General features: G+C 54.8%; 11 protein-coding genes, 4 tRNA genes, 6 rRNA genes and 1 riboswitch. Of the genes, 4 read left to right on the top strand and 17 right to left on the bottom strand.

All coding sequences use genetic code 11. The features are described from left to right. Window positions 1-7: 7 nt before the first annotated feature. Both xdhA and puuE read right to left on the bottom strand, forming a co-directional pair. Window positions 8-1,474, bottom strand: a complete 1,467-nt coding sequence (gene xdhA / locus H4V96_RS03260; protein WP_196856962.1) for a xanthine dehydrogenase small subunit — start codon at window positions 1,472-1,474, stop codon at window positions 8-10. Window positions 1,475-1,573: 99 nt separating this feature from the next. After that, a complete protein-coding gene (puuE, locus tag H4V96_RS03255; protein WP_196856961.1) occupies window positions 1,574-2,527 on the bottom strand; it encodes an allantoinase PuuE in 954 nt (317 codons plus the stop codon). Window positions 2,528-2,648: 121 nt separating this feature from the next. Between puuE and uraH the strand changes: the two genes are divergently transcribed. Then, entirely contained in the window at window positions 2,649-3,002 is a 354-nt protein-coding gene (gene uraH, locus H4V96_RS03250; RefSeq protein WP_010395048.1) for a hydroxyisourate hydrolase, read from the top strand. Window positions 3,003-3,133: 131 nt separating this feature from the next. Here the strand turns inward: uraH and rrf (H4V96_RS03245) are convergent. From rrf (H4V96_RS03245) to H4V96_RS03180, 15 genes are all read right to left on the bottom strand, one after another. Continuing rightward, a 5S ribosomal RNA gene (gene rrf / locus H4V96_RS03245) occupies window positions 3,134-3,246 on the bottom strand. Between the two features lie 137 nt (window positions 3,247-3,383). Continuing rightward, window positions 3,384-6,361: ribosomal RNA gene (locus H4V96_RS03240) — 23S ribosomal RNA — on the bottom strand. A gap of 258 nt (window positions 6,362-6,619) precedes the next feature. Beyond that, window positions 6,620-6,695: transfer RNA gene (locus H4V96_RS03235), tRNA-Ala, on the bottom strand. A gap of 40 nt (window positions 6,696-6,735) precedes the next feature. Continuing rightward, window positions 6,736-6,812, bottom strand: a tRNA-Ile gene (locus H4V96_RS03230). Between the two features lie 98 nt (window positions 6,813-6,910). Further along, window positions 6,911-8,441: ribosomal RNA gene (locus H4V96_RS03225) — 16S ribosomal RNA — on the bottom strand. The 16S, 23S and 5S rRNA genes sit together here with 2 tRNA genes alongside, the layout of an rRNA operon. Before the next feature lie 664 nt (window positions 8,442-9,105). Next, the gene (locus tag H4V96_RS03220; RefSeq protein WP_280720686.1) at window positions 9,106-10,329 is read right to left on the bottom strand and encodes a Wadjet anti-phage system protein JetD domain-containing protein; all 1,224 of its coding nucleotides are present in this window, start codon (window positions 10,327-10,329) and stop codon (window positions 9,106-9,108) included. Continuing rightward, a complete protein-coding gene (locus H4V96_RS03215) occupies window positions 10,326-11,774 on the bottom strand; it encodes an SbcC/MukB-like Walker B domain-containing protein (RefSeq protein ID WP_348533190.1) in 1,449 nt (482 codons plus the stop codon). Before H4V96_RS03215 ends, H4V96_RS03220 begins: the two co-directional genes overlap by 4 nt. A 7-nt stretch (window positions 11,775-11,781) precedes the next feature. After that, window positions 11,782-12,051 carry a DUF4194 domain-containing protein gene (locus H4V96_RS03210; protein WP_343029809.1) on the bottom strand — a complete coding sequence of 90 codons (270 nt, stop codon included), beginning with the start codon at window positions 12,049-12,051 and terminating at the stop codon, window positions 11,782-11,784. Further along, window positions 12,048-12,437 (bottom strand): DUF3375 family protein, encoded by a 390-nt coding sequence (locus H4V96_RS22450; RefSeq protein WP_343029811.1) that lies wholly within the window; start codon window positions 12,435-12,437, stop codon window positions 12,048-12,050. The genes H4V96_RS03210 and H4V96_RS22450 overlap by 4 nt, the downstream gene beginning before the upstream one ends. Beyond that, on the bottom strand, window positions 12,343-13,482 hold the full coding sequence (locus H4V96_RS03205) for a DUF3375 domain-containing protein (protein ID WP_348533189.1): 1,140 nt from the start codon (window positions 13,480-13,482) through the stop codon (window positions 12,343-12,345). The genes H4V96_RS22450 and H4V96_RS03205 overlap by 95 nt, the downstream gene beginning before the upstream one ends. Window positions 13,483-13,703: 221 nt before the next feature. Beyond that, a 5S ribosomal RNA gene (gene rrf, locus H4V96_RS03200) occupies window positions 13,704-13,816 on the bottom strand. 137 nt (window positions 13,817-13,953) lie between these two features. Next, window positions 13,954-16,843 (bottom strand): 23S ribosomal RNA (locus tag H4V96_RS03195). Between the two features lie 258 nt (window positions 16,844-17,101). Then, window positions 17,102-17,177 (bottom strand) — tRNA-Ala (locus H4V96_RS03190). Window positions 17,178-17,198: 21 nt separating this feature from the next. After that, window positions 17,199-17,275 (bottom strand) — tRNA-Ile (locus tag H4V96_RS03185). A 98-nt stretch (window positions 17,276-17,373) separates the two neighbouring features. Beyond that, window positions 17,374-18,904, bottom strand: a 16S ribosomal RNA gene (locus H4V96_RS03180). A gap of 484 nt (window positions 18,905-19,388) precedes the next feature. On the opposite strand from H4V96_RS03180, the gene cobT reads away from it, so the two are divergent. From cobT to H4V96_RS03165, 3 genes are read left to right on the top strand one after another with little or no spacing between them, the layout of a single operon-like run. Beyond that, window positions 19,389-20,429 (top strand): nicotinate-nucleotide--dimethylbenzimidazole phosphoribosyltransferase, encoded by a 1,041-nt coding sequence (cobT, locus tag H4V96_RS03175; protein ID WP_196856210.1) that lies wholly within the window; start codon window positions 19,389-19,391, stop codon window positions 20,427-20,429. A gap of 4 nt (window positions 20,430-20,433) precedes the next feature. Continuing rightward, the gene (locus tag H4V96_RS03170; protein ID WP_196856211.1) at window positions 20,434-21,237 is read left to right on the top strand and encodes an adenosylcobinamide-GDP ribazoletransferase; all 804 of its coding nucleotides are present in this window, start codon (window positions 20,434-20,436) and stop codon (window positions 21,235-21,237) included. A 14-nt stretch (window positions 21,238-21,251) separates the two neighbouring features. Next, window positions 21,252-21,806 (top strand): histidine phosphatase family protein, encoded by a 555-nt coding sequence (locus H4V96_RS03165; protein ID WP_196856212.1) that lies wholly within the window; start codon window positions 21,252-21,254, stop codon window positions 21,804-21,806. Between the two features lie 44 nt (window positions 21,807-21,850). Further along, window positions 21,851-22,094, top strand: a riboswitch (cobalamin riboswitch). Window positions 22,095-22,144 lie beyond the last annotated feature (50 nt).

Genomic DNA, 22,144 nt, shown 5'->3' with positions numbered 1-22,144 from the left:
GGTCCTTTCAGGCGCGGCAGGCGTAGGCGTTGACGGCAGTGCCCAGCAAAGGCGCACCGGGGCGTGTTTCCAGCCAGAAGCGGCGTAACAGGTTTTGCGCCGTCGTCATGCGGTAGGTGTTCGAAGCGCGCATGTCGGACAGGGGCGCGTAATCGTCGACCAGTAAGCGCATGGCAATGAGCACATTGTCTTGCGTCCACGCCTGCCCCCGCAGAAACGCCTCGGTTTGCGCGGCGCGCTGCGGCGTGGCAGCCATGCCGCCGTAGGCGATGCGCGCATCGACGATGCGCTCGCCATCGAGCTGGAAGGCAAACGCAGCGCATACGGCCGAGATATCCTGGTCAAAGCGTTTCGCCAGTTTATACGTGCGGAAATGCACATCGGCACGCGGCAAGGGCACGTGCACGGCTTCGACGAATTCTCCGGCTCGCAGGTCTTTCTTTTGGTAAGCCAGATAGAAATTTTCCAGCGGCATCACACGCTGGCCACCGGGGCCGCGCAGCACGATCTCGCTGCCCAGCGCAATCAGCCACGGCATCGAGTCGCCGATGGGCGAGCCATTGGCGACATTGCCACCCAGGGTGCCGGCGTTACGGATGGGCAAGGAGGCAAAACGTTGCCACAGTTCCGACAATTCTTGCCGATAATGTACGCACAGCGCCGCATAGGCATCGTTGAGGGTGGCGCCAGCGCCTATATGCAGCTTGTCGCCTACGATGGCGATATTTTTCAGCGCAGCCACGTTACCGAGATAAATGATGTCGCCCAGGTCGCGCAGTTGCTTGGTGACCCACAAGCCCACGTCGGTAGAGCCGGCCAGCAAACACGCTTGCGGCTTTGCCGCGCGCAAGGCCACCAGCTCATCGATGCTGCGCGGCGAGTGGAAATGCTGACCACCGTGCTCGTAAGAAGTCAGGCTAGCGCGCTGCAAGGCCTGCAATTGCTGCGCCAGCGCAGCGCGGTCAAATGTCACATGCGGCAATTCGCCCATGCGCCTGGCCGCATCGATGATGGGGCGGTAACCGGTGCAGCGACACAAATTGCCGGACAGGCTGTCGTCGATTTCGCAGCGCGTGGGCCTAGCGCCATTTTTCTCCAGGTACATGCCCCACAGCGACATGACAAAACCGGGCGTGCAAAAGCCGCACTGGGAAGCGTGGCATTCGACCATCGCCTGCTGCACCGGGTGCAAGGCGCCATCGGGCTGCTGCAAGTCCTCCACGGAAAACAGGGCCTTGCCATCGAGGGTGGGAATGAGCTGGATGCAGGCATTGACGGCCTTCATCTCGACCTGGCCATCGACCAGGCTGCCGATGAGCACCGTGCAGGCGCCGCAATCGCCCTCGGCGCAACCTTCCTTGGTACCCGTACAATGCAAATCCTCGCGCAGGTGCTGCAACACAGTCTGCGTAGGGGCGGCGTTGCGTACTTCCTGTACGGCACCACGGTAGTAAAAGCGGATAGGTTCTGACATGCTGGCCTCGGTATAGTCCCAGTATAGGAGATTAACACCAGCATATGCGACAACTATATTTGAAGATTGATTTTACTTATCATTCAATTTCAATAATGATTAAACGGTATAGGGATGCGTCGCATGCCAATGTTCGGCAATATCGATGCGGCGCGTGATCCACACCTGCTCATGGCCCTGCACATAGTCGAGGAAGCGCGCCAGGGCTGCGGCCCGTCCCGGGCGACCCACCAAGCGGCAATGCAAGCCCACCGATAGCATCTTCGGCTGATTCAAGCCGTTCGGATCACCTTCCGCATACAGCACATCGAAGGCGTCCTTCAAATAATCAAAAAACTGCGTACCTGAATTAAAGCCTTGCATTGCGGCAAAGCGCATATCGTTCGTGTCCAGGGTATAGGGCACGATCAGCTGCGGCTGCACGGCGGCCATGCCGGCGGCATCCGTGTACGCCACCGTGTCCCAGAATGGCAGGTCATCGCCATAGTAATCGGCGTCATAGCGGAAACCGCCATGTTCCACCACCAGTTTGCGCGTATTGGGCGAATCGCGTCCGGTGTACCAGCCTTGCGGCGCGGCACCGGTCAATTCACGGATGATTTGCACGGCTACGCGCATGTGCTCGCGCTCCGTTGCTTCATCCATGTTTTGGTAAGAAATCCAGCGCAAGCCATGACAGGCGATTTCATGTCCCAGTTGCTGAAACGCAGCCACCGCTTCTGGATTGCGCTTCAGGGCCATCGAGACGCCAAATACGGTCAGCGGCAGGCGCCGCTCCTCGAACATGCGCAGCAAGCGCCATAGTCCGGCACGCGAGCCGTATTCGTAAATCGACTCCATGCTGAGGTGACGTGCAGGGAAAGCGGCCGCACCGATGATTTCCGATAAAAACGTTTCCGAGGCGGGATCGCCATGCAGCACACTGTTTTCCGCCCCTTCCTCGTAATTAAGGACGAATTGCAGCGCGATGCGGGCCTTGCCCGGCCATTGCGGATGCGGTGGCGTGCGGCCGTAGCCGATCAAGTCGCGTGGATAATGTTCGTAATTGTTCATGCGGAGGCGCGCCTATAGGAGGACAATGTTGGCTATACGCCCAATCATATAGCCCGGCGCGGTCACCGGTATATGATTTGCACGATAAGCACATTCACTCACCCTATATACAGGATAGCAAATGGGAAAACTCAGCACGCATGTACTCGATATCGCCCACGGCAGGCCGGGAGCCGGCGTCAAGGTGGCCTTGTTTTCAGTCGCGCCGGAAGGGAAAGTACTGTTGAAGATGGATATGACCAATAGTGACGGCCGTTGTAGCACGCCTTTGCTGGAAGGCGACAGCATGAAGGCTGGCCAGTATGAACTGGTATTCAATGCAGGCGACTACTTCGCTGCCCAGGGTCTCGATCTGCCGACACCACGCTTCATCGACCTGGTGACGCTGGCCTTCGGCATTGCGCATACAGATGAAAACTACCACGTGCCGCTGGTGGTGTCGCCATGGTCGTATTCGACTTATCGAGGGAGTTGAGCGACCTTAAACAATAAAGGCAGCGCATAGCGCTGCTTTTACTAAAACCAGCAGACGAAAAAAAACCCCGCCACTGCTGGCGGGGTTTTTCTCTAGGTGCAACAGCCGGGGGCTGTTGCACCAAATAACAAGCCTGACGATAACCTACTTTCACACTGGTTGCAGCACTATCATCGGCGCAAAGTTGTTTCACGGTCCTGTTCGGGATGGGAAGGGGTGGGACCAACTTGCTATGGTCATCAGGCATAACTTGTACTGGCGCTTGTTCTCTGTAGAGCAACAAGGCCTGAATCTGGAAGAAGCAAAGATTTTTGGGTAATGAATGGTATCAACAAACTCACAACGTTGTACTGTCTTATCCTCTGTACCTGCTAAGGTTATAGGGACAAGCCGTACGGGCAATTAGTACTGGTTAGCTTAATGCATTACTGCACTTCCACACCCAGCCTATCAACGTCCTGGTCTCGAACGACCCTTCAAAGAGCTCAAGGCTCTGGGAAATCTCATCTCAAGGCAAGTTTCCCGCTTAGATGCTTTCAGCGGTTATCTCTTCCGAACTTAGCTACCCGGCAATGCCACTGGCGTGACAACCGGTACACCAGAGGTTCGTCCACTCCGGTCCTCTCGTACTAGGAGCAGCCCCCTTCAAATTTCCAACGCCCACGGCAGATAGGGACCAAACTGTCTCACGACGTTTTAAACCCAGCTCACGTACCACTTTAAATGGCGAACAGCCATACCCTTGGGACCGGCTACAGCCCCAGGATGTGATGAGCCGACATCGAGGTGCCAAACTCCCCCGTCGATATGAACTCTTGGGAGGAATCAGCCTGTTATCCCCAGAGTACCTTTTATCCGTTGAGCGATGGCCCTTCCATACAGAACCACCGGATCACTATGTCCTACTTTCGTACCTGCTCGACTTGTCAGTCTCGCAGTTAAGCACGCTTATGCCATTGCACTATCAACACGATGTCCGACCGTATCTAGCGTACCTTCGAACTCCTCCGTTACACTTTAGGAGGAGACCGCCCCAGTCAAACTGCCTACCATGCACTGTCCCCGATCCGGATAACGGACCAAGGTTAGAACCTCAAACAAACCAGGGTGGTATTTCAAGGTTGGCTCCACGAGAACTAGCGTCCCCGCTTCAAAGCCTCCCACCTATCCTACACAGATTGGTTCAAAGTCCAATGCAAAGCTACAGTAAAGGTTCATGGGGTCTTTCCGTCTAGCCGCGGGTAGATTGCATCATCACAAACATTTCAACTTCGCTGAGTCTCGGGAGGAGACAGTGTGGCCATCGTTACGCCATTCGTGCAGGTCGGAACTTACCCGACAAGGAATTTCGCTACCTTAGGACCGTTATAGTTACGGCCGCCGTTTACTGGGACTTCAATCAAGAGCTTGCACCCCATCATTTAATCTTCCAGCACCGGGCAGGCGTCACACCCTATACGTCCACTTTCGTGTTTGCAGAGTGCTGTGTTTTTATTAAACAGTCGCAGCCACCAGTTTATTGCAACCCTTTCACCCTCATGGAGTAAACCAATCAAGCTACCGGGGCGTACCTTTTCCCGAAGTTACGGTACCAATTTGCCGAGTTCCTTCTCCCGAGTTCTCTCAAGCGCCTTAGAATACTCATCTCGCCCACCTGTGTCGGTTTGCGGTACGGTCTCGTATGACTGAAGCTTAGAGGCTTTTCTTGGAACCACTTCCGATTGCTTCGTGAACAAGTTCACTCGTCTCAACCCCTTGAATTGCGCACCCGGATTTGCCTAAGTGCCTTCTATGAGCCAAAAACCAACTATTCCAACAGTTGGACAACCTTCCGCGATCCGTCCCCCCATCGCATCATACGACGGTGCAGGAATATTAACCTGCTTCCCATCAGCTACGCATCTCTGCCTCGCCTTAGGGGCCGACTCACCCTGCTCCGATGAACGTTGAACAGGAAACCTTGGGCTTACGGCGTGGAGGCTTTTCACCCCCATTATCGCTACTCATGTCAGCATTCGCACTTCTGATACCTCCAGCATCCTTTACAAGACACCTTCGCAGGCTTACAGAACGCTCTCCTACCATATGTGCGCTCCTTTAAATACACTCGATGTTCGCAAGAGCTTTGGTCTCTACTAACTTGCTTCGCAAGTAAGTATTGCCCAGCTCTGCTCTATCAATGCGCTTAAAGGAGCGCACATATCCGCAGCTTCGGTGACTGGCTTAGCCCCGTTACATCTTCCGCGCAGGACGACTCGATCAGTGAGCTATTACGCTTTCTTTAAATGATGGCTGCTTCTAAGCCAACATCCTGACTGTTTTAGCCTTCCCACTTCGTTTTCCACTTAGCCAATCTTTGGGACCTTAGCTGGCGGTCTGGGTTGTTTCCCTCTTGACGCCGGACGTTAGCACCCGACGTCTGTCTCCCAAGCTCGCACTCATCGGTATTCGGAGTTTGCAATGGTTTGGTAAGTCGCAATGACCCCCTAGCCATAACAGTGCTCTACCCCCGATGGTGATACTTGAGGCACTACCTAAATAGTTTTCGGAGAGAACCAGCTATTTCCAAGTTTGTTTAGCCTTTCACCCCTACCCACAGCTCATCCCCTAATTTTTCAACATTAGTGGGTTCGGACCTCCAGGGCGTGTTACCGCACCTTCATCCTGGCCATGAGTAGATCACTTGGTTTCGGGTCTACACCCAGCGACTGATCGCCCTATTCGGACTCGATTTCTCTACGGCTTCCCTATGCGGTTAACCTTGCCACTGAATGTAAGTCGCTGACCCATTATACAAAAGGTACGCAGTCACGGAACAAGTCCGCTCCTACTGTTTGTATGCACACGGTTTCAGGATCTATTTCACTCCCCTTCCGGGGTTCTTTTCGCCTTTCCCTCACGGTACTGGTTCACTATCGGTCGATTACGAGTATTTAGCCTTGGAGGATGGTCCCCCCATATTCAGACAGGATGTCACGTGTCCCGCCCTACTTGTCGTACGCTTAGTACCACCGGTCCGATTTCACATACGGGGCTATCACCCACTATGGCTCCTATTTCCAGAGGATTCTGTTATCGGTCCGACTATTACGTACAGGCTCTTCCCATTTCGCTCGCCGCTACTTTGGGAATCTCGGTTGATTTCTTTTCCTGCAGCTACTTAGATGTTTCAGTTCGCCGCGTTCGCCTTGCATACCTATGTATTCAGTATGCAATACCCTAAAAGGGTGGGTTGCCCCATTCGGAAATCTGCGGATCAAAGTGTGTTTGCTCACTCCCCGCAGCTTATCGCAAGCTACTACGTCCTTCATCGCCTGTAATCGCCAAGGCATCCACCATGTGCACTTATTCGCTTGTCCCTATAACGTTAGCCTCTGCTCACCGAGGTGACCAAAGAGCGCTACAAGGATAAGAAAGTACAACGTTGTTGCTTGTTTGTTGATACATACAATCATTACCCATCAAGTCGCCTCATGCATTGCTGCACGCATAGACTTGATCAATAAATAATCTTTACTTCTTCCAGATTGTTAAAGAACGAAACAGCTTTGATCGCTAAAAGATCAAACCTAAACCCAAGTCTTGTTGACTGGCTTACGTTTGCACTTTCAAAGTATTGGTGGAGGATGACGGGATCGAACCGACGACCCCCTGCTTGCAAAGCAGGTGCTCTCCCAGCTGAGCTAATCCCCCGGGAATTATGTACTAATTAGCTGGTAAGGCTTGTTTTTGCTGGTAGGGCTGGTTGGACTCGAACCAACGACCCCCGCGTTATCAACACGGTGCTCTAACCAGCTGAGCTACAGCCCCAACGCGGTGCTACTACGACTACTGTTTCTTCTTAATTAAACAGCCGATAAGTGTGAACATTTGATGCGTGAATCATTACTAATTCGTGCAAACTCTAGAAAGGAGGTGATCCAGCCGCACCTTCCGATACGGCTACCTTGTTACGACTTCACCCCAGTCACGAATCCTACCGTGGTAAGCGCCCTCCTTACGGTTAAGCTACCTACTTCTGGTAAAACCCGCTCCCATGGTGTGACGGGCGGTGTGTACAAGACCCGGGAACGTATTCACCGCGACATGCTGATCCGCGATTACTAGCGATTCCAACTTCATGCAGTCGAGTTGCAGACTACAATCCGGACTACGATACACTTTCTGCGATTAGCTCCCCCTCGCGGGTTGGCGGCGCTCTGTATGTACCATTGTATGACGTGTGAAGCCCTACCCATAAGGGCCATGAGGACTTGACGTCATCCCCACCTTCCTCCGGTTTGTCACCGGCAGTCTCATTAGAGTGCCCTTTCGTAGCAACTAATGACAAGGGTTGCGCTCGTTGCGGGACTTAACCCAACATCTCACGACACGAGCTGACGACAGCCATGCAGCACCTGTGTACTGGTTCTCTTTCGAGCACCCCCAAATCTCTTCAGGATTCCAGCCATGTCAAGGGTAGGTAAGGTTTTTCGCGTTGCATCGAATTAATCCACATCATCCACCGCTTGTGCGGGTCCCCGTCAATTCCTTTGAGTTTTAATCTTGCGACCGTACTCCCCAGGCGGTCTACTTCACGCGTTAGCTGCGTTACCAAGTCAATTAAGACCCGACAACTAGTAGACATCGTTTAGGGCGTGGACTACCAGGGTATCTAATCCTGTTTGCTCCCCACGCTTTCGTGCATGAGCGTCAATCTTGACCCAGGGGGCTGCCTTCGCCATCGGTGTTCCTCCACATATCTACGCATTTCACTGCTACACGTGGAATTCTACCCCCCTCTGCCAGATTCTAGCCTTGCAGTCTCCAATGCAATTCCCAGGTTGAGCCCGGGGATTTCACATCAGACTTACAAAACCGCCTGCGCACGCTTTACGCCCAGTAATTCCGATTAACGCTTGCACCCTACGTATTACCGCGGCTGCTGGCACGTAGTTAGCCGGTGCTTATTCTTCAGGTACCGTCATTAGCAAAATATATTAGCTCTCACCGTTTCTTCCCTGACAAAAGAGCTTTACAACCCGAAGGCCTTCTTCACTCACGCGGCATTGCTGGATCAGGCTTTCGCCCATTGTCCAAAATTCCCCACTGCTGCCTCCCGTAGGAGTCTGGACCGTGTCTCAGTTCCAGTGTGGCTGGTCGTCCTCTCAGACCAGCTACTGATCGATGCCTTGGTAGGCTTTTACCCTACCAACTAGCTAATCAGATATCGGCCGCTCCACGAGCATGAGGTCTTGCGATCCCCCACTTTCATCCTTAGATCGTATGCGGTATTAGCGTAACTTTCGCTACGTTATCCCCCACTCTAGGGTACGTTCCGATATATTACTCACCCGTTCGCCACTCGCCACCAGAGCAAGCTCCGTGCTGCCGTTCGACTTGCATGTGTAAGGCATGCCGCCAGCGTTCAATCTGAGCCAGGATCAAACTCTTCAGTTTAATCTCTGTTACTTTGCCGTTTTACCGGCACCATCATTGCTGATGCGTCGCTCACTCAAAAAACTGACAGGCCACTACTTTCGTAGCGCCTATTTCATTATTTCTTGTGAACATTTGATATTTTAAGTTTTACAGCGATCCGAAGATTGCTGCTGCACTTACATCAAATGCCCACACTTATCGACTGTTAATTGTTAAAGAACGTATTCGGTACTACTTATTTACCACTCTCGCGCTATCGACAAAGCGTTGTGTTTGTCAGCTGCGAAGAAGGAAGAGTATGAAGCATTTTTTTAAATCCGTCAACTCCGTTTTTCACCCTGCTTTACTCTGCATTTACATGCGTCGTTCAGCGAGGAGGCGAATTATAGCCAAGCGCCGCGTGGCCCGCAAGCACTATTTAAGCCCTTCGCAAGCAGCCACGATCCACTCGCGAAAACTGTCTAGCGCTTCCCATGGCTCACGCCCACGCGGCTGCACCAGGAAGTAGCCGCACCAGTTAGTCAGGGGCGGCACCGGCAAGCTGGCCAGCCGGCCATCGCGCAACAGCGCATCGGCCAGCGCCCGCGAATCAAACCATCAAGAAAATGCTTGCGACTGGACGCGGGCCCAGGGGTTGAAAACAGACTATGCGTGGTGCCTCTGACGATTATCCTCGGCCGCATTACCCAGCGTTTTGGACAGCACGAATCGCGGCGCTGACCCAATGAAAACCCAGGCGCTCCTGTTCCATGCGCAAGCGTTCGCCCAACACATCGTCACGCAGCATTTGAAATAATGCATACTCGTCCGGCGTCAATCGGCTCAGGCTGCCGGTATAACGCTTGTGCGTCTCTTCACTGCCCCACAATAGGTGATGCGCTTCCAGGGTCGCCAGATCCATCAACATCGAGCGCGCCTGGGGCAGGAACGAGCGCAAGCGGTCGAGAATCGCAAAGCCATGCGTATCGATATCGCCCCAGTAAATGATCTGCCTGTCATCGAGCCAGCGTACATCGGCCAGGCGCTCGATGCCATAGCCGCCGCCAAAGATCACCATACTGTCCGGCACCTCCGGAAACGCCAGGCCGTTGATTTCATTTTCGGTAATGAAGACCCGCTTGACCGTGGCGCGCAAGGCGGTGAACTGCGCCACCGGCACGCTCAGGTCGGACAGGCCGCCGATATGATAGTGGGCGTCGAGCAAGCGAAAACGGATCAGCGCAGGCTTGGCCAGCAGGCCATAACGCGCTTCAAATTGACGCGCGCCAACGGCATCCGCATTGACGGCTTCAGGCGGCAACAACTGGTCCAGCAATTCCGCCAGCAGGGTCTTGCGCGTTTCAATGAACTTACCATCGACGCCGGCAATATCGAGTTCGCGCAAATACAGCTGCGGTCGTGGATGGGCGACAAACCATTGCAAGATCGCCAGGATGCGTGCCCATGCACCCGCCTGTTCCAGCATCGTCATCGGACGGCGCTGCAGCCAGCCGGCCAGCGCAGGAAACATCTGCAGGGTGATGGCCGCGAGCTGCTCGAAACGCCGCTTGTCAGCTGCCTTGCCGATCAGCTTCAAGGCCTCGGTTTCGTCGGCCACCACCACTTGCACCGGCACCCGATTGCGCCCCAGCTGGCGATGATTGATCTCACGCCACTCGATCACATAACCGTAGCCCTTGTGACTTTTGCTGCCGTCCTCCAGTTGCCGTATCCAGCGCCGTACCGCATCGAACTGCTCGCCCATCATCGCGGCGCCGGGCTGACGTACAGGCAGCGTCATGGGAAACAGCGATATTGCTGTGACATGCGCGGCCAGCCAGCTGCCGCTGTTCCACAGGCGCAGCAAGTGCGCCTCGATGGCAGCCGGCGTGGTCCATTTACTGCTCATGTCGCTCACGTCGCTCATGCGCTGCGCGCCTGGCGCTCAGCCTGGTACTGCTCGATGCTCAGGCAACGCAACATCGATTGCCGCCCCTCTTCGCTGTGCACGAAGCCGAGGCCGGCGACATACGGCTCGATAATATGGATTTTTTGCAGAGGCGTGACGATCAGCAATTGCAGATTCATGCGCTTGAACAGTTCCAGCCCATAGCGTGCGGACTCATCCGAGCCGCGGCCGAACGCCTCGTCGATCACGACAAAACGGAAGGAGCGCGAGCGCACCACACCCCATTCGAGGCCGAACTGGTATGCCAGGCTGGCAGCCAGCACGGTATAGGCCAGCTTTTCTTTTTGGCCGCCAGACTTGCCGCCCGCATCGGTGTAATGTTCATGCTCGCGGTCGTCTTCACGCCAGCGCTCGGAGGCCGAAAAGACAAACCAGTTGCGCACATCGGTGACCTTGCGCGTCCAGCGCTTGTCCACCTCGGCGCTGCCGCTGCGGCCACGGAAACGTTCGATGATGGTTTTCACTTGCAGGAATTTGGCTTCTGAATATTCCTCGTCACTCGATCCCGTCAGCGCGCCTTCGGTGCAGGCGCGCAAGTCAGCCTGGAAATCGCGCAAGTCGGCGTCCAGGTTGGGCTCGGCTTCCAGCGCGATATAGCGGTTGGGGTTGTAATCGATATCGTGCAGCGAGCGGTTGATGATATCGATGCGCTCGCGGATGGTCTCGCGCTCGCGCTTGAGCTGGGATTGAAAACCGGCAATTTCGCGGATCGTGTTTTCATTGAGGAGCTCCTTGAAGCGTTGCGCAAAGCGCGGCAAGTCATCGGCCTGCAGTGCCGCCAGCATCTTGCCAAATTCACCGGCGGCATTGATGCTGACATCGACTTCACGCGTATCGAGCGGCCAGGCCGTCACGTAATCACTCATGGCATTGATGATACGATCGCGCAAACTGGCAATTTTCTTGCTGTCGGCATCGATACGCGTCTGCAAAAAATTGCGCATGTCTTTTTTACGGTTGTCGCACGACTCCACCGTCAGCTTGTGTTCGCCCAGGGCTTCCGGCTGCAACTGCCGCAGCAGAGGAAAATACAGCTCGCGCGCAGGCACCGGGGTGGCGTCCAGCAACTGGGCGCAGTCGGCTAACTGGCGCCGCGCCTGATCCTGGCGTTCGCTGAGCTTGGCATGTTCGGTGGTGTGACGGCTGATGTCCTCATCCGTGCCGGCTTGCGCTCGCGTCAGCACCTCAAGCTGGCCCTGCAGCTCTTGCAGCAGATCAGACGCAGCTTCCAGTGCCTCTTTTTCACGCTGCAGTTGTTCGATCGCCAGCAGCAGCGGCTTCCAGTCCTGCTCGCCAAAGTGCTGGAACACCGCCAATTGCTGCCACTGACCAAGACGATCCTGATACGATTGACGTTCAAGCTTCAGCGAGCTGATGCGCGCGCCATGCGCGCTAATACGCAATGCCAGGTCACGCGCCTGCTTTTCCAGCCTGGCGGCGCGGCACTAGGCGCGGCAGCGCAACCTCCCCTTCCGGCGTGGCACGCTGGCGCAGATAGGCATAGCCCTCGGCTTCATCGAGTATCAGTTCCAGGCCGATGTGCTGGCAATAGTCGCGCACACGCGCTTGCAACAGCAGCAGCGGCTGCCACAAGGCGACATCGTTTTCCTGATACAACACGCCTTGCATCAAGGCGATCAGGATCTGGCTGTAATGGGTTTCGCTGGAAGAGTTCATCATGCGCTAAAAATAAGGAGAGGCATCGTGGCAATGCGCGCACGACCTTGGGCGTCGGTCCAGTGTATCGTTTCTTCTTGCGTATCGTCGATCACGCTGGACAATTCTTGCGTCGCCAGGCTCAGATAAGTCGCCAGTTCGGCCAGGCCTTGTTCGAGCGGATACTCGGCGATCAGCGCGGCGAGCGACACTTGTTTGCGCTCCTGCAAAGCGCGCCGGATATTCGACGCCAGCTTCAGGCGATCGACATAGACCTGCTCGAACAAGGCATCGGACGGCACCGGTTCGGCCGCTTCATCGAGCACGCCCTGCAAGATGACGGGTTTGAACGGTGGCGCAAACAAGGTGCGGTCCATTGGTGCCAGCACACTCGGCGCTGCGGCGTCGATGTCGATAAAGGCCGCATGCTCGACCACCGCGCGTGCATCGAGTGCTTTTTTCTATATCGCGTATCAATTGCATGATACGGCGATTTTCTAGCCAAGCCTGATCATCAAGATAGCGCCGCAGCTGTTCGGACAAACGGGCCACCGTACGCTGCGTCACTTCACCCGCTTCCAGCCAGTCGTAATGAATCCGCAGCAAGCGGCCATCGGGTGCCAGTTCACGCACCGGATCGAGCGCCATGACTGCATTCAATAATGCCGTCAATTCATCCTGGCGCGATGGCGACATCAACAGGTCCCAGAAGGCGCGAAAACTTTTACCCTCATCGCTATCGGCGATCACATCGCGCTTGCCGAAAATTTCCTGCAGCAATTCCCCCTTGCTACCCTCCCTGGTAGCAATGTGCTCCCGCACTAAGCGGTCCAGGCTGCGAAAATTATGCTCGACGGCGCGAAAGTCGGACAACAACTCACGCGCCGTCGACGACATTTGCAGGAAGCGTTCGCGTATCTGGGTCGGTTCCATCATGTCGAGCCGACCCTGCGCGATTTGCGCGATTTCGGCATCGATCGCCGCCTTGCGTTTTTGCAGCTCGGCGATACGGGTACGAGGATTCAATTCCGTGCCATCGATAATCTGCTGCAGCAAATCGAATACCGTCATCAGGCGCGATTCGGTACCGATGAATTGGCGCTGCCCCAAGCCAAGCAGCCAGGCGATCGCCTGTTCGGTCGGCGATGTCAGATCATAGTGTGGTTCATCCTGGCCGCTCGGATAATATTTGCGCAACCAGCCCCGCTCGTCGGAAGCCCAGTCGTCCAGATACGCGGTCGCGCTTTTGGGAAACAACACCTCGCCAGCCAGTTCATGCAGATGGTACAGATGGTCGTCCAGACGGGATGCCAGTTGCTGGCGTGCGATGGTGCGGATATTGGGTGCAATAAAATGAAGATGCAGGAAACTGGCGATCATGGGTGCATGATCGGCGGCAAGTAGGCGCCACGCCGGATGATTGCGCCGCTGGGCGGAGAGCTGTTGATAATCCATCTGTATATGTGCTTATGGTCTATGCAACACTGTAGCACTGAACAGCCGGGCTCAGCCCCTCAATGCCGCTAACGCAAAGGTCACGCTAATGGGCGAGGGTGTCTGACCCCAGACTTCGCTTGGGGCTAACACTAAAACCAACAGACGAAAAAAAACCCCGCCACTGCTGGCGGGGTTTTTCTCTAGGTGCAACAGCCGGGGGCTGTTGCACCAAATAACAAGCCTGACGATAACCTACTTTCACACTGGTTGCAGCACTATCATCGGCGCAAAGTTGTTTCACGGTCCTGTTCGGGATGGGAAGGGGTGGGACCAACTTGCTATGGTCATCAGGCATAACTTGTACTGGCGCTTGTTCTCTGTAGAGCAACAAGGCCTGAATCTGGAAGAAGCAAAGATTTTTGGGTAATGAATGGTATCAACAAACTCACAACGTTGTACTGTCTTATCCTCTGTACCTGCTAAGGTTATAGGGACAAGCCGTACGGGCAATTAGTACTGGTTAGCTTAATGCATTACTGCACTTCCACACCCAGCCTATCAACGTCCTGGTCTCGAACGACCCTTCAAAGAGCTCAAGGCTCTGGGAAATCTCATCTCAAGGCAAGTTTCCCGCTTAGATGCTTTCAGCGGTTATCTCTTCCGAACTTAGCTACCCGGCAATGCCACTGGCGTGACAACCGGTACACCAGAGGTTCGTCCACTCCGGTCCTCTCGTACTAGGAGCAGCCCCCTTCAAATTTCCAACGCCCACGGCAGATAGGGACCAAACTGTCTCACGACGTTTTAAACCCAGCTCACGTACCACTTTAAATGGCGAACAGCCATACCCTTGGGACCGGCTACAGCCCCAGGATGTGATGAGCCGACATCGAGGTGCCAAACTCCCCCGTCGATATGAACTCTTGGGAGGAATCAGCCTGTTATCCCCAGAGTACCTTTTATCCGTTGAGCGATGGCCCTTCCATACAGAACCACCGGATCACTATGTCCTACTTTCGTACCTGCTCGACTTGTCAGTCTCGCAGTTAAGCACGCTTATGCCATTGCACTATCAACACGATGTCCGACCGTATCTAGCGTACCTTCGAACTCCTCCGTTACACTTTAGGAGGAGACCGCCCCAGTCAAACTGCCTACCATGCACTGTCCCCGATCCGGATAACGGACCAAGGTTAGAACCTCAAACAAACCAGGGTGGTATTTCAAGGTTGGCTCCACGAGAACTAGCGTCCCCGCTTCAAAGCCTCCCACCTATCCTACACAGATTGGTTCAAAGTCCAATGCAAAGCTACAGTAAAGGTTCATGGGGTCTTTCCGTCTAGCCGCGGGTAGATTGCATCATCACAAACATTTCAACTTCGCTGAGTCTCGGGAGGAGACAGTGTGGCCATCGTTACGCCATTCGTGCAGGTCGGAACTTACCCGACAAGGAATTTCGCTACCTTAGGACCGTTATAGTTACGGCCGCCGTTTACTGGGACTTCAATCAAGAGCTTGCACCCCATCATTTAATCTTCCAGCACCGGGCAGGCGTCACACCCTATACGTCCACTTTCGTGTTTGCAGAGTGCTGTGTTTTTATTAAACAGTCGCAGCCACCAGTTTATTGCAACCCTTTCACCCTCATGGAGTAAACCAATCAAGCTACCGGGGCGTACCTTTTCCCGAAGTTACGGTACCAATTTGCCGAGTTCCTTCTCCCGAGTTCTCTCAAGCGCCTTAGAATACTCATCTCGCCCACCTGTGTCGGTTTGCGGTACGGTCTCGTATGACTGAAGCTTAGAGGCTTTTCTTGGAACCACTTCCGATTGCTTCGTGAACAAGTTCACTCGTCTCAACCCCTTGAATTGCGCACCCGGATTTGCCTAAGTGCCTTCTATGAGCCAAAAACCAACTATTCCAACAGTTGGACAACCTTCCGCGATCCGTCCCCCCATCGCATCATACGACGGTGCAGGAATATTAACCTGCTTCCCATCAGCTACGCATCTCTGCCTCGCCTTAGGGGCCGACTCACCCTGCTCCGATGAACGTTGAACAGGAAACCTTGGGCTTACGGCGTGGAGGCTTTTCACCCCCATTATCGCTACTCATGTCAGCATTCGCACTTCTGATACCTCCAGCATCCTTTACAAGACACCTTCGCAGGCTTACAGAACGCTCTCCTACCATATATATCTGTGATAAATCACAGAACAATATCCGCAGCTTCGGTGACTGGCTTAGCCCCGTTACATCTTCCGCGCAGGACGACTCGATCAGTGAGCTATTACGCTTTCTTTAAATGATGGCTGCTTCTAAGCCAACATCCTGACTGTTTTAGCCTTCCCACTTCGTTTTCCACTTAGCCAATCTTTGGGACCTTAGCTGGCGGTCTGGGTTGTTTCCCTCTTGACGCCGGACGTTAGCACCCGACGTCTGTCTCCCAAGCTCGCACTCATCGGTATTCGGAGTTTGCAATGGTTTGGTAAGTCGCAATGACCCCCTAGCCATAACAGTGCTCTACCCCCGATGGTGATACTTGAGGCACTACCTAAATAGTTTTCGGAGAGAACCAGCTATTTCCAAGTTTGTTTAGCCTTTCACCCCTACCCACAGCTCATCCCCTAATTTTTCAACATTAGTGGGTTCGGACCTCCAGGGCGTGTTACCGCACCTTCATCCTGGCCATGAGTAGATCACTTGGTTTCGGGTCTACACCCAGCGACTGATCGCCCTATTCGGACTCGATTTCTCTACGGCTTCCCTATGCGGTTAACCTTGCCACTGAATGTAAGTCGCTGACCCATTATACAAAAGGTACGCAGTCACGGAACAAGTCCGCTCCTACTGTTTGTATGCACACGGTTTCAGGATCTATTTCACTCCCCTTCCGGGGTTCTTTTCGCCTTTCCCTCACGGTACTGGTTCACTATCGGTCGATTACGAGTATTTAGCCTTGGAGGATGGTCCCCCCATATTCAGACAGGATGTCACGTGTCCCGCCCTACTTGTCGTACGCTTAGTATCACCGGTCCGATTTCACATACGGGGCTATCACCCACTATGGCTCCTATTTCCAGAGGATTCTGTTATCGGTCCGACTATCACGTACAGGCTCTTCCCATTTCGCTCGCCGCTACTTTGGGAATCTCGGTTGATTTCTTTTCCTGCAGCTACTTAGATGTTTCAGTTCGCCGCGTTCGCCTTGCATACCTATGTATTCAGTATGCAATACCCTAAAAGGGTGGGTTGCCCCATTCGGAAATCTGCGGATCAAAGTGTGTTTGCTCACTCCCCGCAGCTTATCGCAAGCTACTACGTCCTTCATCGCCTGTAATCGCCAAGGCATCCACCATGTGCACTTATTCGCTTGTCCCTATAACGTTAGCCTCTGTTCACCGAGGTGACCAAAGAGCGCTACAGGGATAAGAAAGTACAACGTTGTTGCTTGTTTGTTGATACATACAATCATTACCCATCAAGTCGCCTCATGCATTGCTGCACGCATAGACTTGATCAATAAATAATCTTTACTTCTTCCAGATTGTTAAAGAACGAAACAGCTTTGATCGCTAAAAGATCAAACCTAAACCCAAGTCTTGTTGACTGGCTTACGTTTGCACTTTCAAAGTATTGGTGGAGGATGACGGGATCGAACCGACGACCCCCTGCTTGCAAAGCAGGTGCTCTCCCAGCTGAGCTAATCCCCCGGGAATTATGTACTAATTAGCTGGTAGGGCTGGTTGGACTCGAACCAACGACCCCCGCGTTATCAACACGGTGCTCTAACCAGCTGAGCTACAGCCCCAACGCGGTGCTACTACGACTACTGTTTCTTCTTAATTAAACAGCCGATAAGTGTGAACATTTGATGCGTGAATCATTACTGATTCGTGCAAACTCTAGAAAGGAGGTGATCCAGCCGCACCTTCCGATACGGCTACCTTGTTACGACTTCACCCCAGTCACGAATCCTACCGTGGTAAGCGCCCTCCTTACGGTTAAGCTACCTACTTCTGGTAAAACCCGCTCCCATGGTGTGACGGGCGGTGTGTACAAGACCCGGGAACGTATTCACCGCGACATGCTGATCCGCGATTACTAGCGATTCCAACTTCATGCAGTCGAGTTGCAGACTACAATCCGGACTACGATACACTTTCTGCGATTAGCTCCCCCTCGCGGGTTGGCGGCGCTCTGTATGTACCATTGTATGACGTGTGAAGCCCTACCCATAAGGGCCATGAGGACTTGACGTCATCCCCACCTTCCTCCGGTTTGTCACCGGCAGTCTCATTAGAGTGCCCTTTCGTAGCAACTAATGACAAGGGTTGCGCTCGTTGCGGGACTTAACCCAACATCTCACGACACGAGCTGACGACAGCCATGCAGCACCTGTGTACTGGTTCTCTTTCGAGCACTCCCAAATCTCTCCGGGATTCCAGCCATGTCAAGGGTAGGTAAGGTTTTTCGCGTTGCATCGAATTAATCCACATCATCCACCGCTTGTGCGGGTCCCCGTCAATTCCTTTGAGTTTTAATCTTGCGACCGTACTCCCCAGGCGGTCTACTTCACGCGTTAGCTGCGTTACCAAGTCAATTAAGACCCGACAACTAGTAGACATCGTTTAGGGCGTGGACTACCAGGGTATCTAATCCTGTTTGCTCCCCACGCTTTCGTGCATGAGCGTCAATCTTGACCCAGGGGGCTGCCTTCGCCATCGGTGTTCCTCCACATATCTACGCATTTCACTGCTACACGTGGAATTCTACCCCCCTCTGCCAGATTCTAGCCTTGCAGTCTCCAATGCAATTCCCAGGTTGAGCCCGGGGATTTCACATCAGACTTACAAAACCGCCTGCGCACGCTTTACGCCCAGTAATTCCGATTAACGCTTGCACCCTACGTATTACCGCGGCTGCTGGCACGTAGTTAGCCGGTGCTTATTCTTCAGGTACCGTCATTAGCAAAAGATATTAGCTCTCACCGTTTCTTCCCTGACAAAAGAGCTTTACAACCCGAAGGCCTTCTTCACTCACGCGGCATTGCTGGATCAGGCTTTCGCCCATTGTCCAAAATTCCCCACTGCTGCCTCCCGTAGGAGTCTGGACCGTGTCTCAGTTCCAGTGTGGCTGGTCGTCCTCTCAGACCAGCTACTGATCGATGCCTTGGTAGGCTTTTACCCTACCAACTAGCTAATCAGATATCGGCCGCTCCACGAGCATGAGGTCTTGCGATCCCCCACTTTCATCCTTAGATCGTATGCGGTATTAGCGTAACTTTCGCTACGTTATCCCCCACTCTAGGGTACGTTCCGATATATTACTCACCCGTTCGCCACTCGCCACCAGAGCAAGCTCCGTGCTGCCGTTCGACTTGCATGTGTAAGGCATGCCGCCAGCGTTCAATCTGAGCCAGGATCAAACTCTTCAGTTTAATCTCTGTTACTTTGCCGTTTTACCGGCACCATCATTGCTGATGGGTCGCTCACTCAAAAAACTGACAGGCCACTACTTTCGTAGCGCCTATTTCATTATTTCTTGTGAACATTTGATATTTTAAGTTTTACAGCGATCCGAAGATCGCTGCTGCACTTACATCAAATGCCCACACTTATCGACTGTTAATTGTTAAAGAACGTATTCGGTACTACTTATTTACCACTCTCGCGCTATCGACAAAGCGTTGTGTTTGTCAGCTGCGAAGAAGAAAGAGTATGAAGCGTTTCGGCTATTTCGTCAACCTTCTTTTTTCACCCTGCTTTACTCTGCATTTACATGCGTCGTTCAGCGAGGGGGCGAATTATAGCCCTGGCCCGCTTGCGTCGCAAGGACTATTTTGCGGCCTTTTTCAGCTGGGCAAATATTGCTGTGTGATATCTTAGCGCTGGCAATACCCTGCCTCATTCACCTTGACTCTCATGCCTATTCCACACATCCCCCCCACCGCCAATCCCGTACTGGCTAGCGAACTCGAACACTGTATCAATAGCAAAACCAAGCCGCTGGGCAGCCTGGGCCTCCTGGAAACTCTGGCCCACCAGATCGGCCTGGTCCAGCAAAGCACGCAATTGACATTGCAGCAACCGGCCATCATCGTTTTTGCGGCCGACCATGGCGTGGTCGCCGAAGGCATCTCCGCCTATCCCCAAAGCGTAACTTGGCAAATGGTGGAAAATTTCCTCGGTAACGGCGCTGCCATCAACGTCTTCGCCCGCCAGTCCGATTGCGTCCTCTATATAGTAGATGCGGGCGTGAACCACGACTTTGGCCCACGCGACGGCTTGCTCGACCGCAAGCAAGGCCCGGGCACGCGCAACTTTGCCAAGCAAGCCGCCATGAGCAAGGAGCAGTGCATGGCCGCCATGCAGGCTGGGATGGACCTGGCCGCTACGCTCGATGGCAATGTGCTGGGCTTTGGCGAAATGGGCATCGGCAACACCACCGCCGCCGCCGCACTCATGCACAAACTGACGCAAACACCGGTCGCCGATTGCGTGGGTGCCGGCACCGGCCTGTCCAAGGAAGGCATATTGCACAAACAGCATGTGATCGAAGCGGCCGTCGCGCATCATGCGGCAATCAATGATCCGCTCGACGTGCTAGCCACCTTTGGCGGTTTCGAGATCGCCATGATGGCAGGCGCCATGCTCAAAGCAGCCGAACGGCGCATGATTTTGCTGATCGACGGCTTCATCGTCAGCAGCGCCTTGCTGGTAGCGGCGCGTCTGCAACCTGCCATCCTTGATTATTGCGTGTTTTCGCACTGCTCCGATGAAAACGGTCACCGCCAGCTGCTGGCCAATCTGGGAGCGCGTCCGCTACTGCACCTCGATTTGCGCTTAGGTGAAGGTACGGGTTCGGCACTGGCCTTGCCGCTGCTGCATGCGGCCGTCAACTTCATGCGCGAGATGGCCACCTTCGCCTCGGCCCAGGTCAGCGAAAAGTCCACGCCGGACTAAGACGATGACTAATCCCGTTTCCGCTGCAGTCCATCAGTGCCGCCTGTTCTTCATTGCGCTACAGTTCTTCACGCGCCTGCCGATCCCGCGCTGGGTGGGTTTCGAGCCGGCCTGGCTGCAGCATGCCTCACGCTACTTTCCGCTGGTCGGTGTCGTGGTAGCCACAATGTGCGGCGCCGTGTATCTGCTGGCCAGCTGGCTACTGCCTTCGGCGATGGCCGTGCTGCTGGCCGTCGCCGCCGGCATTTATCTGACGGGCGCCTTCCATGAAGACGGTTTCGCCGACATGTGCGACGGCTTTGGCGGCGGACTGACGCGCGAGCGGGTGCTGGAAATCATGAAGGATTCGCGCATCGGCGCGTATGGCGCCATCGGCATCGTCTGTCTGCTGGCCATCAAGTGCGCGGCGCTCGCTTCGCTGCCGCCAGCGGCCGTCGTGGCGACCTTATTCGTCTCCCATCCGCTCTCGCGCCTGGCCGCCGTCTCGCTGATCTGGTTGATGGACTATGCGCGCGACGAAGGCAAGGCCAAGCCGATGGCGCAGCAGATGACGACGACAGAATTCCTCATCGCCGCCGTCTGCACCCTGTTGCCCATCATCGCCTGCGCCCTGCTGGGGATAATTGACTGGGCAGCGCTGGTCTTTGCCATCTTGGCGGCTGCAGCCGCCGCATTCTGGCTGGGCCGCAAATGCCAGCGCCGCCTGCAAGGCTACACGGGTGACTGCCTGGGCGCCGTGCAGCAACTGGCGGAAGTGGCGATTTACCTGGTCATCCTGTCCAGCTTTCAGCCACCAATACACTTCTAACTACTATTCGCCTCATGCGCCTGATTCTCGTTCGCCACCCCGCGCCGCAAGTGAACAGCGGCACTTGCTATGGCCGCAGCGACGTGGCGGTGGCGCCGCACGAAATGGCCACGGTGCGCACCAACCTGCAAGCGACTTTGCCGACCGGTGTGCCACTCTACACCAGCCCGCTGCGCCGCTGCGCCGGGCTGGCAACAGCATTGGCGCAAGACTTGCCTTCCAGCACCTTGCGCTTCGATGCGCGGCTGGCAGAAATGGATTTCGGTGCCTGGGAAATGCAGCCGTGGCACGCGATAGCGCGCGCGGACATCGATGCCTGGGCTGCCGACCTGGCCTATTACCGCCCTGGTGGAGGCGAGAATGTGCTGGCGATGGCCACCCGCGTCCATGCATTTCTAGGCGACCTGTTGTGCGAACAACACGAAACAGCCATCATCATCTGCCATGCGGGCACCATCCGTCTGCTGTTGGCACTACAGGCCCGGTTGCCATTGGAGGAAACCGCTCTGCAGGCCGCCAATAGCGCCCACAAAATCGCCTACGGTGAGACGGTTGTCGTCGATTTCTGATGTCGAATCGTCCAGCCAGCCATTTCAGTCCACGCCCGCTGCACGTATAATGGCGGGGTTTTGGTGCCCGCGCTCATGTCCATGAGCGCAGTTAAACGGGAAACACGATGCCGCAACCGCGGCGCGCGTGTGCTGCCCCCGCAACGGTAAGCAAGTGTCTCCCCCTTCCTACAGGAAGCGGACGACAAGCTATCTCTAACAACCACTGTGCTTGCAATCATCGAGCATGGGAAGGTGGGATAGCCGTACTTGCCAGCCCGGATACCGGCCAGGACAGGTGGAAGCGCGGGCCTTGCCGGGCGCCGCGCCTTCCGTTGAATCTGGCTTGCGGGGACGCA

Source organism: Janthinobacterium sp. CG_23.4 (assembly GCF_029892305.1).
Taxonomy (GTDB): Bacteria; Pseudomonadota; Gammaproteobacteria; order Burkholderiales; family Burkholderiaceae_D; genus Janthinobacterium; species Janthinobacterium lividum_D.
The sequence above is the reverse complement of the archived record's forward strand: the minus strand, read 5'-3'. Positions and strand labels throughout refer to the sequence as shown.

Bases quoted from the DNA above. Each gene is read 5' to 3' on its own strand.
- xdhA (WP_196856962.1), bottom strand. From the start codon at position 1,474: ATGTCAGAACCTATCCGCTTTTACTACCGTGGTGCCGTACAGGAAGTA.
- puuE (WP_196856961.1), bottom strand. From the start codon at position 2,527: ATGAACAATTACGAACATTATCCACGCGACTTGATCGGCTACGGCCGC.
- uraH (WP_010395048.1), top strand. From the start codon at position 2,649: ATGGGAAAACTCAGCACGCATGTACTCGATATCGCCCACGGCAGGCCG.
- H4V96_RS03220 (WP_280720686.1), bottom strand. From the start codon at position 10,329: ATGAGCGACGTGAGCGACATGAGCAGTAAATGGACCACGCCGGCTGCC.
- H4V96_RS03210 (WP_343029809.1), bottom strand. From the start codon at position 12,051: ATGATGAACTCTTCCAGCGAAACCCATTACAGCCAGATCCTGATCGCC.
- H4V96_RS03205 (WP_348533189.1), bottom strand. From the start codon at position 13,482: ATGGATTATCAACAGCTCTCCGCCCAGCGGCGCAATCATCCGGCGTGG.
- cobT (WP_196856210.1), top strand. From the start codon at position 19,389: ATGCCTATTCCACACATCCCCCCCACCGCCAATCCCGTACTGGCTAGC.
- H4V96_RS03170 (WP_196856211.1), top strand. From the start codon at position 20,434: ATGACTAATCCCGTTTCCGCTGCAGTCCATCAGTGCCGCCTGTTCTTC.
- H4V96_RS03165 (WP_196856212.1), top strand. From the start codon at position 21,252: ATGCGCCTGATTCTCGTTCGCCACCCCGCGCCGCAAGTGAACAGCGGC.